This window comes from Anaerococcus porci, assembly GCF_009696575.1.
Taxonomy (GTDB): domain Bacteria; phylum Bacillota; class Clostridia; order Tissierellales; family Peptoniphilaceae; genus Anaerococcus; species Anaerococcus porci.
Genome location: NZ_VULQ01000006.1, coordinates 40,899 through 58,608, shown reverse-complemented (window position 1 = coordinate 58,608; position 17,710 = coordinate 40,899). Strand labels below are relative to the sequence as shown.

General features: G+C 31.2%; 14 protein-coding genes and 1 riboswitch. Of the genes, 3 read left to right on the top strand and 11 right to left on the bottom strand.

Annotated features, from left to right (window positions below; all coding sequences use genetic code 11):
• Positions 1–107: 107 nt before the first annotated feature.
• The 4 genes from FYJ26_RS05955 to FYJ26_RS05940 all read right to left on the bottom strand — a co-directional run bounded on the left by FYJ26_RS05955 (position 108) and on the right by FYJ26_RS05940 (position 4,536).
• On the bottom strand, positions 108–1,316 hold the full coding sequence (locus FYJ26_RS05955) for a MalY/PatB family protein (protein ID WP_154540625.1): 1,209 nt from the start codon (positions 1,314–1,316) through the stop codon (positions 108–110).
• Positions 1,306–1,515 (bottom strand): hypothetical protein, encoded by a 210-nt coding sequence (locus FYJ26_RS05950; RefSeq protein ID WP_154540623.1) that lies wholly within the window; start codon positions 1,513–1,515, stop codon positions 1,306–1,308. The genes FYJ26_RS05955 and FYJ26_RS05950 overlap by 11 nt, the downstream gene beginning before the upstream one ends.
• Before the next feature lie 319 nt (positions 1,516–1,834).
• Complete coding sequence (locus tag FYJ26_RS05945; protein WP_154540621.1) at positions 1,835–3,106, bottom strand: amidohydrolase family protein; 1,272 nt, start codon at positions 3,104–3,106, stop codon at positions 1,835–1,837.
• Between the two features lie 8 nt (positions 3,107–3,114).
• Complete coding sequence (locus tag FYJ26_RS05940; protein ID WP_154540619.1) at positions 3,115–4,536, bottom strand: NCS2 family permease; 1,422 nt, start codon at positions 4,534–4,536, stop codon at positions 3,115–3,117.
• Positions 4,537–4,588: 52 nt separating this feature from the next.
• A riboswitch (purine riboswitch) is annotated at positions 4,589–4,686 on the bottom strand.
• Between the two features lie 176 nt (positions 4,687–4,862).
• Between FYJ26_RS05940 and FYJ26_RS05935 the strand changes: the two genes are divergently transcribed.
• Positions 4,863–5,681 carry a tryptophan-rich sensory protein gene (locus FYJ26_RS05935; protein WP_195837851.1) on the top strand — a complete coding sequence of 273 codons (819 nt, stop codon included), beginning with the start codon at positions 4,863–4,865 and terminating at the stop codon, positions 5,679–5,681.
• Between the two features lie 102 nt (positions 5,682–5,783).
• Here the strand turns inward: FYJ26_RS05935 and FYJ26_RS05930 are convergent, their stop codons facing one another.
• The 4 genes from FYJ26_RS05930 to deoC are packed head-to-tail and all read right to left on the bottom strand — an operon-like array spanning position 5,784 to position 10,148.
• On the bottom strand, positions 5,784–7,085 hold the full coding sequence (locus tag FYJ26_RS05930) for a pyrimidine-nucleoside phosphorylase (protein WP_154540615.1): 1,302 nt from the start codon (positions 7,083–7,085) through the stop codon (positions 5,784–5,786).
• Positions 7,086–7,094: 9 nt separating this feature from the next.
• Positions 7,095–8,297, bottom strand: coding sequence for a NupC/NupG family nucleoside CNT transporter (locus FYJ26_RS05925; protein ID WP_154540614.1), 1,203 nt, complete (start codon positions 8,295–8,297; stop codon positions 7,095–7,097).
• A 4-nt stretch (positions 8,298–8,301) separates the two neighbouring features.
• A complete protein-coding gene (locus FYJ26_RS05920) occupies positions 8,302–9,486 on the bottom strand; it encodes a phosphopentomutase (RefSeq protein ID WP_229771218.1) in 1,185 nt (394 codons plus the stop codon).
• 11 nt (positions 9,487–9,497) lie between these two features.
• Entirely contained in the window at positions 9,498–10,148 is a 651-nt protein-coding gene (gene deoC / locus FYJ26_RS05915) for a deoxyribose-phosphate aldolase (RefSeq protein WP_154540613.1), read from the bottom strand.
• 214 nt (positions 10,149–10,362) lie between these two features.
• Between deoC and FYJ26_RS05910 the strand changes: the two genes are divergently transcribed.
• Positions 10,363–11,139, top strand: a complete 777-nt coding sequence (locus tag FYJ26_RS05910) for a DeoR/GlpR family DNA-binding transcription regulator (RefSeq protein ID WP_154540612.1) — start codon at positions 10,363–10,365, stop codon at positions 11,137–11,139.
• 263 nt (positions 11,140–11,402) lie between these two features.
• On the opposite strand, the gene FYJ26_RS05905 is transcribed toward FYJ26_RS05910, so the two are convergent.
• Positions 11,403–14,123 carry a lamin tail domain-containing protein gene (locus FYJ26_RS05905; RefSeq protein ID WP_154540610.1) on the bottom strand — a complete coding sequence of 907 codons (2,721 nt, stop codon included), beginning with the start codon at positions 14,121–14,123 and terminating at the stop codon, positions 11,403–11,405.
• 186 nt (positions 14,124–14,309) lie between these two features.
• Between FYJ26_RS05905 and FYJ26_RS05900 the strand changes: the two genes are divergently transcribed.
• Positions 14,310–15,161, top strand: coding sequence for a pirin family protein (locus FYJ26_RS05900; protein ID WP_154540608.1), 852 nt, complete (start codon positions 14,310–14,312; stop codon positions 15,159–15,161).
• Positions 15,162–15,714: 553 nt separating this feature from the next.
• Here FYJ26_RS05900 and FYJ26_RS05895 read toward each other — a convergent pair.
• Together FYJ26_RS05895 and FYJ26_RS05890 are read right to left on the bottom strand one after the other, a co-directional pair.
• A complete protein-coding gene (locus FYJ26_RS05895; RefSeq protein ID WP_154540606.1) occupies positions 15,715–16,956 on the bottom strand; it encodes an MFS transporter in 1,242 nt (413 codons plus the stop codon).
• A gap of 74 nt (positions 16,957–17,030) precedes the next feature.
• Complete coding sequence (locus FYJ26_RS05890) at positions 17,031–17,459, bottom strand: ArsR/SmtB family transcription factor (protein ID WP_154540604.1); 429 nt, start codon at positions 17,457–17,459, stop codon at positions 17,031–17,033.
• Between the last annotated feature and the right edge of the window lie 251 nt (positions 17,460–17,710).

The window sequence follows — 17,710 nt, the reverse complement described above, 5'->3', positions numbered from 1 at the left end:
TTTTTGAAATTAAGTCCAAAAATTAATATTTTTTAATTCCCTAGAAACAATAAAAAAACTCAAAGTTTTTTAGAGAATTTAAAACTTTGAGTTTTTCTATACTTTACTTATTTAATTACATATTCTTTAAGTCTACTAAAAGCTTCAACTACCTTATGATAAGGCAAAGCAAGATTCATTCTTATAGCATATTTTCCATTAAATGGTCTGCCGTCCTGCCATGCTACACCGACATCCCAACCTTTTTTAAGAATTTCTCCTACATTAACATTGTGTTCTTTACAATAATCTCTGAAATCTAGAAAAAGCATGTAGGTTCCCTCTGGTTTTGATAAGTTGACTCCTCTAAAGTTTTCCTTAATGAATTCATAAGCATAGTTTACATTTTTTGATATAGTTTCACATAATTCATCAACCCACTCTTGACCAGTCTTACTATAGGCTCCTATCAAAGCATGCATAGATAAGAGATTCATATCATTGTAGTGTGAAAGTGAAGATTCTTTATCCACCCTATTTCTTATATATTCATTGTAGATTATATGGTATGAGCCAACAAGGCCTGCAAGGTTAAAAGTCTTGCTTGGAGCATAAAGGGCAACTGTATTTTCATGAGCATAATCTGAAACTTCTTGAGTTGGGGTTTGTTTTGCTCCATTAACAAGGATATCCGACCAAATTTCATCTGATACTATCTTTACATTGTGTTTTTCAAATATAGCTACTGCTTTTTTGAGTTCTTCTTTAGTCCATACCCTACCTGTTGGATTGTGAGGATTACACATAATAGTTGTAACTATTTTTTCTTCTACAATCTTTTTTTCCATATCTTCATAATTCATAACCCATCTTCCATTTTCATCTTTAATGAGCTCGGAATGAACAATATTGTAACCATTGTTTACTAAGGACATAGTAAAACCAATATAAGTTGGGGAATGAACTAGAACCTTATCTCCTTTTGAACAAAATACATTTAGAGCAGAAATAACACCACCTAAAACTCCATTTTCATATCCTATATGCTCTTTTTTAATATTCTCAATACCTTTTCTATCCTTATGCCAATTTATGATAGAGTTATAATATTGCTTAGATGGAGCAAAATACCCAAAAGCGGGATGCTTTACTCTTTCAATAATTGCATCTTGAATAGAAGGAGCTGTAGCAAAATTCATATCAGCAACCCACATAGGAATTGCATCAAATCCTTCTTTTGGAAGATCAGGACTCATATTAGGTATTGTTCCAAGTCCATCAACAGCCATAGCGTCTTTTCCATGTCTTTCAAGCATTTCATCAAATTTAAATTTCATAATTTCCTCCTAATGTATTTTCAGCTTCTAAGGCTTTTTTAACTACATCTCTTTTATTTTCTTCTAATTTTTCTTTACTTACTGCGCCTTGTTTTAATCTTAACCAAGACAAGAAGAACATAAGCACTAGCATAATAACAGCTATTATAGTTTCTCTAAGATTTAAATCTTTAAATAAATTAAAGGCTACAATATTCAATAAGTTAAACTTGCTTATAAAACATATTTAATATGATATTTGAATAGTTAAGATATTTAATTATTAAAGTATAATTTATGATATCGTTTTTGTCAAATTAATTTTTTACATAAAAAAGGACTATTGCAGAATGAATTAGTCGTTCCAAAATCATTACAAGCTCCCCACAACAATTTGACCTACTTAAGCGTTAGCTATTTCAAATTGTCTATGAGTAACTTGTAATGATAGAACATTAGAAATTCATAATTTTGCAACAGTCCTTATAAGAACTTTTAATATTATCTATTTGTTATATCAAAACAAAATAAATTTTTCTTTAAAATAATCTTTCCCCTCTTACAAACTTAGAAACTACATCTCTATCTTCAGAAATATATATTATCCTTTCAAGTCTTTGTCTGAGTGTGAGTTCATCTTCTTCTAATAAATAGGAATCATCTATTACTATAGCATCAAATTCGTAGTCTTTTTCAAAAGAACCTACTTTTCCAAAGAATTCTCCCCCTCCTAATGTTGCCATATAGAAGGCTTCTTCTATACTTAGGGGTTTTATACTTTCATCAACTAGTCTATATCTTAATTTTGAAACTTTTATGGCATCTGCCATAGCCTTAAATATTGATGAATGAACTCCTCCTGCTATATCTGAACCAAGTCCTATTTTTTGACCATTTCTTAGATATTTCCCTGCTGGAGCTATACCTGATGTTAGGTTGGTATTTGAATCAGGACAGTGTGCTATAAAGACACCATTGTCTTTCATTAGTTTTTGTTCTTTGTCATTTGAATAAACACAATGGGCCATTATTGTTTTATTTTCCTTGCCAAAAAGATCAAAAAGTTCGTAAGCTTCACCATAGAAGTCTGATTTAGGTACTAGGTCTTTTACCCAGTCTATCTCACCCAAGTTTTCTGATAGGTGAGATTGGATTGGAAGTTTGTATTCATTTTTTACTTTTCTTAATTTATTCAAAAGCTCATCACTACAAGATGGGATAAATCTTGGAGTGATAATAGGGTAGGTGTTTTTATATTTTCCTTTTATTTTATCAAGCCAAGATATAGTCGTTTTTATTGACTCATCAGCATCTTTTTCTTCCAATTCAGCTCCACCATTTCTATCCATATTGACCTTTCCTATAAAGGAAACAAGACCTGACTCTTCCATCATATCCATTAGGATAATAGTTGGATCAAGATGAAGAGTTGCAAAAATTGCAAATCTTGTATTAGGTCCTCTTCTTATATAGTCTACAAATCTCTTATAGGATCTTTTAGCATAAGATAGGTCTTTAAATTTTGCCTCAGCTTTAAAGGTATAGGTGTTTAACCAATCTAATAATTCTAAATCAAGTCCCATACCCCTAAAATTGTATTGAGGGGCATGGATATGGAGATCAACTAGACCTGGCATTATTATCTTATCTTCGAAATCAATTATTTCATAATTTATAAATTCTTCAGGAATCCTATTATATACTCCTTGGCTTTTACCATCTTTTACAACTAGGTAAGAAGCTTCGTAAAAATTTATTTCATTTTCATTTTTGCTATAGATTATATTTCCTTTTAGGATAAATTTGTTCATATTTTCTCCTAACCGAGTGTTATAAAGGCATACCTAAAAGCGAAGGTTAGTGCTATTATTAAGGTAAGTGGTTTTATTTCTTTAGCTTGTCCTGTAAAAGCCTTAACTATGCAATAGATTATTAAACCTATGGCTATACCATTTGCTATAGAGTAGGTAAATGGCATAAACACTATTGTACAAAATGCTGGTAAAGCATTTGTAACATCAGCAAAGTCAACTTCTTTTATTCCAGCAAGCATAAGTACTCCAACAAATATCAAGGCTGGAGCTGTAGCTTGAGCTGGAATAATTGATATTATTGGGACAAAGATTATTGATAGTAAGAAGAGTAAGGCTGTAGTTAAGGAAGTAAGTCCTGTTCTACCACCTGCAGCAATACCTGCTGATGATTCTACTACTGTTGTAACTGTACTTGTTCCAACCAAAGCTCCTGCTGCTGTTGATATTGCATCACTCATAAGAGCTTGTTTAAGATTTATAACTTCACCATTTTTATCTACTAAACCAGATTGTTTAGCTGCTGCAAGTAGAGTTCCAAGTGAATCAAACATATTTACTAAAGAAAAGCTTAAAACAAGCATGGTTACAGTAAATATGGAAGACCATAAATTTGGACCTTGGAAAAGACCTGCAAAATCAAGGTTGAAAAATGACACTTCAAAAAAGTCACTAAGCTTTGGACCTATATTTAAGCTAAGGTTTGAAATCTTTGTAAGTCCCATTGGAATACCAATTATAGTTGATGATATTATTGATATAAGGATTGCTCCTTTTACATTTTTATATGTAAGGATTGCTATAATGCAAAGTCCTATAAGGGCAAGAACTGCTCCTAGAATCATCTCAATATTACCATCTGCTCCTCTCCAATTGGCAAAGTCAATTAGAGAAACAAGAGTTGCATCATTTCTTACGACAAGACCTGCATTTTTAAGACCAATTATAGTTATAAATAATCCTATACCAGGTGTCATTGCAAGTTTAATTGAATCAGGTATAGCCCTTATTATTGCCTCTCTTATACCTAGGGCAGTAATTACTATAAATAAAATACCTGATATGAATACTATGACTAAGGCTTGAGAGTAACTATATCCCATGCCAAGCATAGTAGTATAGGCGAAAAATGCTGACAGTCCCATACCTGGGGCTTGTGCAAAAGGTAGTTTAGCATAAAAAGCTACAAGAATTGTACCAATAAAGGCACCTAAACATGTTCCTATAAAAACACCATTTGAAATTTTTTCAGCCATTTGGCCATCTCCCATAATCTCAAAAGGGCTTGATAGAACCTGTGGGTTAATGATCAAAACATATGCAATAGTAATAAATGTTGTGATACCAGCGATAACTTCTGTCTTTACATTAGTATTATTTTCATCAAGATGAAAAAACCTACTTAGAAAACCATTTGTTTTTGAGTCCATACGGATCCTCCTTCATAATATTTTTCTAACTTAAGTAGTTAAGATATAAATTGATTTACATCAACTAAAGAATAGCCACTTATTTACGGTAAGTTGTAGAGACTCTCATCCAGATTATGAGATTATATTACTTTAGTAAAAACATATCAAAGCCGGCTTTTATGATAACGTTTTTATTATTATAACATTTTGCTTCTTCTTAGTCAATAATTTTATATCAAATGTTTCATGTGATATATCATAGAATATATAAGAATATTTTATTACAATAGGTAAGATTTTGGGTAAATATATTACAATAATTATAAAGTTTATATTTTTGATTTATGAAAAATAAGGAGAATAAAATAAAGAAAAAATTTAAAAATAGAGCCTATATTATAGCTTGGATTAGTTTTCTCTTAGTTATAATGCTAAATTATATGGCATATATGGGGATTTTGTTTAAATACAGTCAAATAGAAACCTCAAATATGTATACAAACCTCCTTTCACCACCATCATTTGTTTTTTCAATATGGGTTGTAATATATATTGGTATGATCTTATTCTTAATCATGCCATTGGGTAAAAAGTTATCAATGTCAGATGATGAATTTTATTATGATAAACTCATACCTATTTTTATAGGATCTTCTATTTGTAATGTTTTGTGGACTATAACTTGGAATAATGATTTGATTATGCCAGCACTTATAGCCATAATGGCTTATACTGTTACCCTTGTTCACTTGGTTAAAGCAATTGATAGAAATAAAAAATTTAGTGAAAAATACAAAATCTTTGTCACCATTCCTTCAGGACTTCATGCAGGTTGGCTTTTATTTTCAACATTTACCAATGTCATCACCATTTTAGTAAAAGAAGGAAACAATCCATTTGGAATATTTGGACTTTTTATAACATTAGTATTACTGATAATCTCTTGGACACTTATATTTTACGTCTATAAAGAAAATCCAAATATAGGACTTGTAATACCACTGATATGGGCACTTTTTGGACTTGTTATAAAGCATAAACCAGGTTCAAGCTTTTCAAATCCAAGTCTTGTGGTACTTTTTCTATCAATAATACTATTAATCCTATCTGTAATATGTGTATATATGTTAAAAAGAAACAAACAATTTGTTAAATTCTTCTAAGTTTTTTAAGATTTTTATACATATCCAACTATAAAATTAAACTGAACTTCCTATCCAGATTATGAATTAGGAGGTTCAGTTATAGTAACCATAAATTTCTTATTATTCTAATATTTCTTCAACTATTGGAATTGGTTCAACTTTTTTGTCTGTATAGGTGAATGTATCATAGAAGCTTTCAATCCATTCATCTGTAAGTTCTTTATCATGATATACTGTGCAAAGTAGATCACCTTTTTCTACCTTATCACCTTTTTTGACCTTCATTTCAAGTCCTACTGCATAATTTATTTTATCTTCTTTTCTCTCACGTCCTCCACCTAGCTTCATTGATAGGATTCCAAGGTTCATGGAGTGAATATGGTCAAGATATCCTGCCTCTTTTGATTTCATTTCAGTTTTATATTTTGCTTGTGGAAGTAGACTTGTATCTTCAATTTGTGCAACATTTCCACCTTGATATTCTACCATTTTCTTAAGTTGGTCAAAAGCCCTTCCTGAAGATATAGCTTCTTCTAGAAGTTTTCTTGCGTCTACTTTATTATTTGCTTTTCCAGCTTGGATTAACATAATTTCTCCTGCTACCATTACAAGTTCTGTAAAGTCTTTTGGTCCTTCACCTTTTACTGTTTCTACAGCTTCTCTTACCTCTAGGGCATTTCCTATAGTATTTCCTAAAGGTTGGTTCATATCTGTAATCATAGCCCTTGTGTCACGACCTAGTTTTTTTCCTATGGATATCATTGCACTTGCTAGTTTTTTGGCATCTTCAATGGTGTGCATGAAAGCACCTTCACCATATTTTACATCAAGTAGAATTGTATCTGATCCAGATGCTAGTTTTTTACTCATTATCGATGATGCTATTAGTGGTATAGAATCAACTGTTGCTGTAACATCTCTTAGAGCATAAAGTTTTTTGTCAGCTGGAACTAACTCTCCTGTTTGACCAATTATCGCAAGACCTATATCTCTAACTTGTTTTTTGAACTCTTTTTCTGTTAGAAATACATTAAATCCTTCGATTGATTCAAGTTTATCGAGTGTTCCACCAGTATGTCCTAATCCCCTACCACTCATTTTAGCAAGTTTTAAGCCACAGGCTGAAACTATAGCTCCAAGAGCTATTGATGTTTTATCTCCCACCCCACCTGTTGAGTGTTTGTCAGATTTTACTCCTTCGATATCTGATAAATCCATTACATCTCCAGATTTCATCATAGCTTCTGCAAGTTTAGCAGTTTCATGGCTAGTCATTCCATTTAAGACTATGGCCATAAGAAGGGCTGATGTTTGGTAATCAGGAATACTATCATCTGTAACTCCATCTATCCAATATTGGATTTCAGCATCTGTTAATTCTTCTTTATTTTTCTTTTTTTCAATTATATCTACTATTCTCATATTATCCTCCTAAAATAGCATCCATATTCCAACTATCATTGCTGATAGTAAGCTTACACAAAATCCTCCAATCATCGCCTTAACTGCAAGTTTGGCAAGGGTTGGTCTTTTTTCCGGACAAAGTACCGATATACCTGATATACAAATTCCTATTGATGATACATTAGCAAATCCTGCAAGAGATATTGCAAGCATAAGTCCTGTTCTAGGACTCATTGATGCAAGTTCTGGAGCAAGTTTACCAAAAGCTACAAATTCATTAAGTATAAGTTTAGAGCCTAAAAGTTCTCCTGCTTTGAATATTTCACTCCCTTCTAGTCCCATTAAATATCCTATTGGTGCAAAAAGATATGATAAAACCAATTCAAATGATATGCCAAATATTCCAAGTATACCATTTAAAAGGGCAACTATAGATATGATTGCTATAAGTGATGCACCTATAGCCATCGCCATATTCATACCATCCATAGCTCCTGCTGAAAGGGCATCTAATACATTCTCATTATTACCCTTATTATCCATCTTAATCTCACCTAATTCTTTAACTTCTTCGGTTTGTGGACATATAATTTTGGATATTATAATTGAGCCTACTGGAACAAGAGTTGATGCTATAAGTAAGGACTCCATTGGAATCCCAAGAGCAGTGTATCCCGCTATAATTGATACTGACATAGAACCCATTCCTGATACTAGAACAAGCATAACTTCTGAGTCCGTCATCATCTTTAGGTATTTAGCAACCAAAATTGGTGAATCTGTTTGACCTAAAAACATATTCGCTACCGCTACAAATGATTCCACTTCACTTGTTTTAAATATTTTTCCTATAAGCCAACCTATCTTTGAAACTACAAAGCCTAAAACTCCTGTGTAGTATAAAACTGCAACTAGGGCTGATATAAAAATAATGTTTGTTAGGGTTTGAAAAGCAAAAATCATACCAGTTGGAGCTGTTGGATTTCCCAACGAGCCAAACACAAAACCTATACCCTCAGAACCATATGAAAGCACCCTTTCGACTGCCTTTGATACAGCCGCTATTGCCGCTCTTCCTGCAGGAAGTTTTATCAAAAGTCCTGCCAGAAAAAATTGAACTACTATTGCAAGTCCTACAGTTTTAAAGTTTACTGCCTTTCTATTAATAGATATAAGCCACATTATTCCTAAAACTACTAGGATTCCTATTATATTTAATATTAATTTCATAATATCACCTATCTTTTATTTCCTTATAAAAGCTTTTTCCTTCCGTATTTGCCTTTATTTCAAATATATCTGCTATTGTCTGTGATATATCTGCAAATGTTTTTCTTGTGCCTAAATTCATACCTTTTCTTATGCTTTTCCCATAGGCAAGCATTGGAACATATTCTCTAGAGTGATCTGTAGATGGAGTTGAAGGATCACATCCGTGATCTGCTGTAATTATTACTATATCATTATCCCCTAACTTTTTAAGCATAACTCCAAGCTTTTGGTCAAATTCTGTCATGGCATTGGCATAGCCGTCAACATCATTTCTATGACCATAAATCATATCAAAATCAACTAAATTAACAAAGCATAACCCTTTAAATTTCTTATCCATAAGCTTTATTGTTATATCCATTCCCTCGTTATTATCTTTCATAGGATAGTGTTCTTTTATGGATTCTCCTGCAAAAATATCATAAATCTTTCCTACACCGATTGAATCATAGTTATTTTTCAAAAGTTCATCCATAATTGTAGTGCCTTGTGGCTTTAGAGAAAAGTCGTGTCTGTTTCTAGTTCTTTCAAATGAGCCAAGCTCTCCTACAAAAGGTCTTGCTATAACTCTTCCTACTGCCATATCTCCAATAAGCATTTCTCTTGCAATCTTGCAATATTCATATAGCTTTTCTAAAGGAACTATATCTTCATGAGCTGCTATTTGAAATACTGAGTCAGCCGATGTATAAACTATAAGCGCTCCTGTTTCTAGATGTTCTTTACCATAATCTTCTATAACCTTTGTACCAGAGTAAGGTTTATTACAAAGAATCTTTCTTCCAGTTCTTTTTGAAAATTCATATAAGAAATCTTTTGGGAAACCATTTGGAAAGGTTGGAAATGGAGTTTCTGATATAATTCCTGCCATCTCCCAGTGACCTGTAGTTGTATCTTTTCCATTTGAAGCCTCTTTCATTTTAGCAAAAGATCCTATAGGATTTTCCATCTTTTCTATAAAATCAATCCCATCTATATTAAAAAGACCTAATTTTTTAAGGTTTGGTGTCTTGAATTTTGGACTTTGACAGATAGCTTTGAGGGTATTTGAACCCTCATCCCCATAATTTTTACTATCAGGCATCTCACCTATTCCAAATGAATCCAATACTATTAAAAATACCCTTTTATCTACCATATTTTCCATCTACTTCCTAATTAATGTTTATTTGTTAACATTTTTACAGCTGAAGATGTTCCTATTCTATCACACCCTGCTTCTATGAAAGCTATAAGGTCATCTTTAGTTTTTACTCCACCTGCTGCTTTTATTTTCACATTTTCTCCAATATATTCTTTAAATATAAGAATATCTTCCATTCTTGCTCCATCTGTCCCAAAACCAGTACTTGTCTTAATATAATCAGCACCAGCATTTGTTACAGCCTCACACATGGCAATTTTTTCATTCTTACTAAGATAACATGTTTCTATAATAACCTTGAGAACCTTATCACCGCAGGCCTTTTTAATCTCCCTAATTTCATCTTCTACTTTCTTATAGTTTCCATTTTTAACATCTGAGATATTAACTACCATATCAATCTCATTGGCACCATCAATAATTGCCTCTTTAGTTTCAACAATTTTAGATTTTGTCGAGTTATATCCTAGAGGAAATCCTATAACTGTGCAGATATTTAGGCTAGGGTAGTTTTCCTTGATTCTTTTTATATATGTTTGAGGAACACATACTGATGCTGTTTCATATTCTACTGCTTCATCACAAAGCAACTTGATAGAATCCCATGTTGAGTATGCTTTAAGTAAGGTATGATCAATGTGCTTTAATATTTCTTTATTATCCATATTTACTCCTTTAAATCTTGCAAATATTTTTCAAAATACACGTGTAGTTTTTTATCTACTTATATTTTAACATGATTTGATAATTTGTCAACATTATTTTGTTGTATTTTTATAAAATGTTGTTATTTTACCTTGCATTTTTTGCTTGTTTCGAAGATTTCAAACATATTTATATAAATTATGATACAATAAATGTAAGCGAAAGGGTTTAATTATGAGTAAAAAAGAAGATAGAAGAAATAAGATAATTTCGATAATTAAAGAAAATAATGGAGCCTCAGTAAAGGAACTTGCTACAAAGCTTGATGTCTCTGATATGACTATAAGACGTGATATTAGAATATTAGAAGAGCAAAATATAGTAGAAACTTTCCATGGAGCCATTGTTTACAATTCAAAAATTGATAATCCTATAAATGAAGATAAGTACAGCCTTGACTCCCATTTATTAATTAAGGACAGGGAAAAATTTCTTATCGGACAAAAAGCTGCTTCTATGATAAAAGAAGATGATATAATAATTATAGATACGGGTACAACAACAGAAAAGCTAAGCCAAGCCATGGATGATATAAAATGTACTGCCCTAGTTTTCTCATCAAATAACCTTATCAATCTCTTATTTAAGAAAAATATCGACTTGATTATAGGAGGTGGAAACTTACATAGGGATTCAGGTATGATGGAATCAAACCAAAGTATAGAAATGATGAAAAATATTAGGGCATCTAAGTTATTCCTATCAGCAGCAGGAGTTCACAAAGATTTAGGAATTACTTGTGAGAATTCCTATGAATTAAACAGCAAAAAAATAATAATAAGAAACTCTCTAGAAGTAATACTTTTAGCTGATTCATCAAAGTTTGGAGCAGTAAAATCAACCCACTTTGCAGACTTATCTGAAATTGATACTATAATAAGTGATAAAAATCTAAGCGATGAATGGCAAGATTACCTAAAGGAGATGGATATCAAGTTAATTTTGGTATAAAAATTGGCTCTTTTAAGAGATTATCTTAAAAGAGCCATATCTTTATTTTTCTAAAAGTTTTTCTATATTTTTACTTAGTCTATCAAGTTGTCTAATCATTATATAGTTTTGTAAAACTATACCTTGGATTCCACCTTTTGAATCAATGGAATTATTATAAAAAATTTCTAAGTCTTCTTTGTTTAAGTCTTCAAGACCATAGTCTTTTAAAACTTGTTCGAATACTTTATCATTATTTTTTACCCAAATAAGGAAGATTTTTATTATTTTCTCTTTTTTAATAGTCCAAGTCCTAATATTGAGCCAAGTCCTGTAAGAATGATACTTGATAAAGAAGTAACTCCTGTTTTTGGTGCTTTGTTATCACTTGTTGAAGAAGATTTTTTAATCTTTTTAGCACTTTGTTTTCTTGAAGCTGTTGGAGATTCTTTTTCTTCTTTTTTGTTTTTTGAATCTGATTCTTTTTTATCGTCTTTTTTAGAATCTGAATCAGGGTCTATTTTACTTTTTTCATCTTTAGATTCTTCTGTTTTATTCTTATCATCTTTTGGCTCTTCACTAGAGTTTTCATATATTGGATTTTCTTCTTTTTCGTCTGCTATATCTATTTTTTCAAGTCCTAAGTCAATCATATAAGCCTTGTTTAAAGAAGCTAGTCTTATATCTTCTTTGTTTGTTCCATCCATAAAGTATAGAACATCTCTTGTGTCTTTTTCACTTGATGGAAGAATTACAAAACCTTCGTTGTTAAGTCTTTTATTCATCTCACTTGGAGCAGATACATTTATAACTTTTGGCTTATCTGTTCCATCAAATTGGATAGCTGTGTGGATGTTGTCAAATCCGTCATCTGCTAGAGCCCAAAGTATGTCATTTTCTCTATCATAGTCAAGTCCCATAACTCCACCAAGGTTAGTTGAAAGCTCATTTATAACTTTAGCGCTTCCATCATCTTGAAGAATTAGGGCATAGATATTTCCATTTGCCTCAAGTCCTACGAAAAATACTCCATCTTGGTAGGCGTTTTTATAGTCATTTTTATCAAATGTTTTATTTAAAGATTGGTCAAATAGTCTCTTGTTGATGTGGTCAAATCCAACCCACTCAATTGTTTCAATTCCAAGGTTCGCCCCAACATCTGGTAGGATATTTGTAATATCCCATTCCTTATCTGCAACAAACTTATCTTTTTTATCAAATGGATTTTGAACTTGTAAAATCATATTTTTATTTACGTTCTTATCTCCATTGTCTCTTTCAACTGCAAGATAGATAAATCCATCCTTATCTACTGTTATTCCTTCAGAATCTGGACCTTCAGCTTCTGGATTGTCCTTATCTTTTATGAAAGCTACACTCTTACCCTTGTTGGTAAAGCCTGGAGCAAGTTTTATTTCTCCATTTTCAAGTTTAAAGATTAAGAAGCGCCCTTCTTTATTATTTACTCCATAAATCCACTCGCCATCTTGATCAATTCCTGATAAGTCTGTTAGGTCAAATACAGTCTCATTGTCAAGGATTTTAATATCACCATTTCCAGGAAAGTTTGCTGTTTCAATATCTATAGTTTTTGGAGTAAAAGCTGTGTTTTTTCTTCCCTTACTTGGATTTGTATCTGTAAATTGTCCAAATCCGTCTTTAAGTCTTCCATAAGTTCCTGGTGCATGACTTGTCCATGCGAACTTATCAACTAGATTTCCATCTTTATCATATAGGTTTACTTCATCATTTGAACCAAGGCCAAAGTCAAAGTCTACCCCTTCTTCAAATACGAAAAATCCTAAAGGTTCAATTATTGTTCCTTCTTTTAGTGGGCTTTTTTCGTGGTCTGGGTCATTGTCTAGAATGTACCATCCTGAAATGTCTACTGGATTATCAGAAATATTATAGATTTCTGCATAATCTTTTCCGCCACCTTCTGCTGATGATTCAACCTCATTAATTACAACAGGTTTTTCATCTTTCATCTTTTCTTCATCAATATTATTAGAATATCCCTTAGAAGCTTCACTATCAACAAAGTCTCCCTTGCCATCTTCACCTCTTGCAAGAACACCTTCAGCATGTCCATCCCAAGCAAAAGAATCTATAAGTTCTTTGTCTTTGTTAAATAGGTTAACTTGGTCATTTTTTCCAAGTCCAAAGGAGAAATGTATACCATTTTCAAAAACAAAAAATCCCTTAGCTTTTATAACAGACCCATCAGGAAGTACTTCATGCTCTCTTGTTAGATTATCATCTAGGATAAAGTATCCTGAAATGTCCTTATCTTCATCAGAATCATTGTAAATTTCAACATAGTCAGGGCCATCATTTGGGTCACTTGATTCAATTTCATTAATCTTTATTGATGAATCAGCTTCTTTTATTTCTGTATCGTCTTCTTTATTATTTGGAGCATTTTTAGAAACTTCTCCATCTACAAATTCTCCCACTCCATCAGGATATCTTCCGTAAGAGCCAAATGGATGTGAATCCCATGAGAACTTATCTCTTATATTTCCATCCTTGTCGTATAAAACAACTTGGTCGTTTTTACCAAGACCAAAAGAAAAGTCCTTGCCATTTTCAAGGGTGTGGAAATTTTTACTTTCTATAAAGGTTCCTTCCTTTATTCTTTCAATTTCCCTATCTTCTTTATCATCTTTTATATACCAACCAGAAATATCTTTTCTCTCATCTGCATTGTTATAAAGTTCAACATAATCTTGCTCTGTGTCTACCTCATTTATAACAACATCAGATTCTTCCTTTACTTCGGAATTTTCTGACTCATGAACATTTATATCTGTTGAAACTTCAGTCTTTGTATCAGTTTGTCCAGCATAAGTCGAAATCTCTTTAGCTTCTGTTAAACTTACCTCTTCAATACTTTCTTCTATTTTTATATCTTCATCTAGATTTACAGCTTCATCTGCCTTAGCATTTGAAGGTAGGCTTAAGATAAAACTTGCTGATAGTGCCAATAATAATGTTTTTTTCATTTATATCTCCTCTTATTTTTTTTACATTTGATGTAATCATACCTAAGTACTTTAAGAGCCTTATTAAATGAATGTAAAAGAAATGATAAATATATTATTTAAAAACTAAATTTGTTTATTAATTTAAATTTAGGGAATAAGTTAAATAAGTTAGATTGAATAGTTTTAAAAAAAGAAAGGAATTTTATGAGAAAGATAATAGATATAGTAAAACCTGAAAAGGGCATTGATGGAGCAGGTGTCCACCTTTATCACGTCCTAAGTAGAGAAACAATGCTTGATACAGACCCACTTTTACTTTTAGATGCCTTTGATTCAACTGATCCAAAACAATATGAAGCAGGTTTCCCATTGCATCCACATAGAGGGATTGAGACAATTTCCTATGTATATAAGGGTACTATGGTCCACAAAGACTCTTTGGGAAATGAAGATGCTGTAAATGATGGTGAGGTTCAATGGATGACGGCAGGAAGTGGAATATTTCACGAAGAAATGATGCCTCCTGTAGAAAAACTTTATGGTGTTCAATTATGGCTTAACTTAAAAAGTGATGATAAATTCACAGTTCCTGAGTATTTTGCTATTTCAAAAGATAAAATAGAAGAGATAAAATTTGATAATGGTTACCTTAGACTTCTTGCAGGAAATTATAAAGACCATCAAGGATTTATTTCAAAACATCAGCCTGTAAACTACTACGATATCCACATTAATCCAAATTCTTCCTTTGAACTTGACCTTGAAGATGATGATTCTATAACACTTTTTGCCCTAATTGGAAATTTTACAGTTGGAGATAAGACAGTAGAGAAATTCCATGCAGGATTAGTTGAAAGAAAGGGTGAGAAAATTCTTATAGAAAATAATACAGATAAAGAAATTGCAGTCCTAGCCTTTATTTCAAAAAGAATAGATGAGCCTATAGCATGGACACCAGGCCCAATTGTAATGAATACTCAAGAAGAGTTAGATAAGGCTTACGAAGAAGTAAGAAATGGTACTTTTATAAAAGATGATATTGATATGAATAAGTAAATATAAAAAGGAACGGTCTATAAATAATTTTGTATATCGACCTAAATCCTGATACGATATATACCCCTTTAATGCTTTATCCAGCAAGGGGTATATATCTTATTATTTCTATCTATATCTCTTTTATTAACAAAATATCTAATAAATGTTTTACCATTTTTATCAATTTCTCTAATCTAATAGATCCTAATCCTTGATTTAATGGGGATATAATAATATTCCTAATTAGCAGATATTTTTATCAATTTCTCTAATCTAATAGATCCTAATCCTTGATTTAATGGGGATATAATAATATTCCTAATTAGCAGATATTTTTTTCATAATCAACATAATATATTATTCCAATCCCAATATTTACATCATTTATTGAAATGATAAGTAAATAATTTTCAGTACTACTAAAATATTCTATCGTTTTTAGAATTGAATCAATCTCAATTTTGCTTTCCTTATTTACAGCATTACTATTACAATTGATTCATTATATAAATTATATAAAAACTTAGCATGACTTTTGTCTACATTCGTAAATGAAATTACAACTTTATCATTAATCATAATTAAACGCCTCATTAAAGTTATTAATAGCTGGTAATTTCCTTATGTTTTTATTTATTGTCCAATAAATTGCTACCAAAAGTATGATTACACTTGCTATAAAAATGGCTTTTGAACTTGATAGATATTCCCCTAAATATCCACCCAATAATGCTCCTAGTGGTGCCATAAAGGTAGAAATACCAACCATAGCTGCCATTGCAGAACCAATTCTTTCTGCTGGTACTATAATCTGTACCATTGTTTGAGCATATACATTTACAATTCCTACAACAAACCATCCTAGACCATATAATCCTACTGCAATTTTTATATTAAAATGATAGAAGGATACTCCCATCCAAGATGCAGCTACAATTATTATTCCATAAATATAAAGTTTGCCTAAAGATATATCTTTTAGTTTAGGAAAACCTGCAAATAAGGATCCAATCAAAACTCCAGCACCCATTGTCGCAAGCATTAGACTATAAAATATTTCATCCTTTGCAAATGCAGGCAAGACTGCACTTATCGATGTTGCTGAAAAGTTGATAAATACAACTCCAAAAACTAAAGCAAAGATTCTAGAATCCTTAAATAAGCTAAGCCCCTCTTTAAGGCTATCAAAATGATTTTTAATTACATTTTCTTTGCTAGTTTTTTCACTTTTATTATATTGACTAAGTTTTTTGGACAAGAAACAAAATAAAATCCCAGTTAATAAAAAAGTAACACTATCAACATAAAAAACCATCATAAATCCAAAGGCTGATATTACAAATCCTGCAAGTGTATCAAAAATCGCATTTGAACCTTGGTATGCCATAGTCATTAAAGAATTACCTGTCACTAGCTCATCTTTTGATAAGATTTTTGGCAATAATGATATCTGACCAGGATAAACAAGTTGGTTAATCAAAGAAATTATTGGCATTATTATCATAATATGATAGAAAGTAAGTCTTTCCAAATAATACAAGGCTGGAATAATTAATATTAAGATAGCTTGTATAAGTTGGGAAAGAATCAAAAACTTCTTCATATTAATCTTATCTAAGATTGGACTTAGAAGTAATTGAACAATAGCTGTTGACGAAGTTAGAAATAGGGTTATACCAGAATAGACAGTAGACCCACTCATCTGATAAACCAAGAGAGTAGAGGCTATAGCATATAGACTATCACCAAAATTTGTTATTAATCGTCCTAAGAGTAGAACATAGAAATCTTTATTTTTAATCATTTTAAACATACTCCTTTTATTTAACGTTTTGTTTTATTTGACTGTTGTATATTTTTTTACCAGCAAGGATTAACTTACTGGTTTTAAGATAATTTATATATTTGTACTTGATAGCTTTCATTATCATCGTCAGATTCGCTATATTTTTTTATTAATCCATTTAGTTCTTTTTCAAATGAATCATAATTCTTACTAGGAATTTTGAAAGTAAAGAGTTTTTCTTCTAAGTTTTTATTAAATATTTCGCTATTTGGTATAAAAGCTTTGGCTACTGGCAAGAAATATTTTTGTGTTATGCCATTTATTAATTCTGTATCAACAACTTCTATTATCCCATTTTGTTCAAGTATCTTAAGGTGGTAGTGAATTTTAGACCTACTAACTCCTAAAACATCTGATAAATCTTGGGCTGTTTTTGGCGTAGTTCCTAATGTCATTATTATTTTAAGCCTTGTTGGATCACTTACTATATTTATTTCTTCTAATGAGTTTAGTATATGAACTTCTTTCAAACCACTCGTCCCTTTCTGTTTTATTTAATTATACTATAGCATAAATTTTTTATTCGGTCAATCTTTTTTTAACGTTAAATTAATTGTTTTGTTTTGATTCCATTTTACAATATATAATTAACCTTATCTTATCCTAATGACTAGATATTCAAAATATTGTAAAATAAAATATGAAAACACTAATAATAAAAAAGAAATAGAAAAATTAGATGTTTCAACTAAATCCATACCAAATTGGATAAAAAATATAA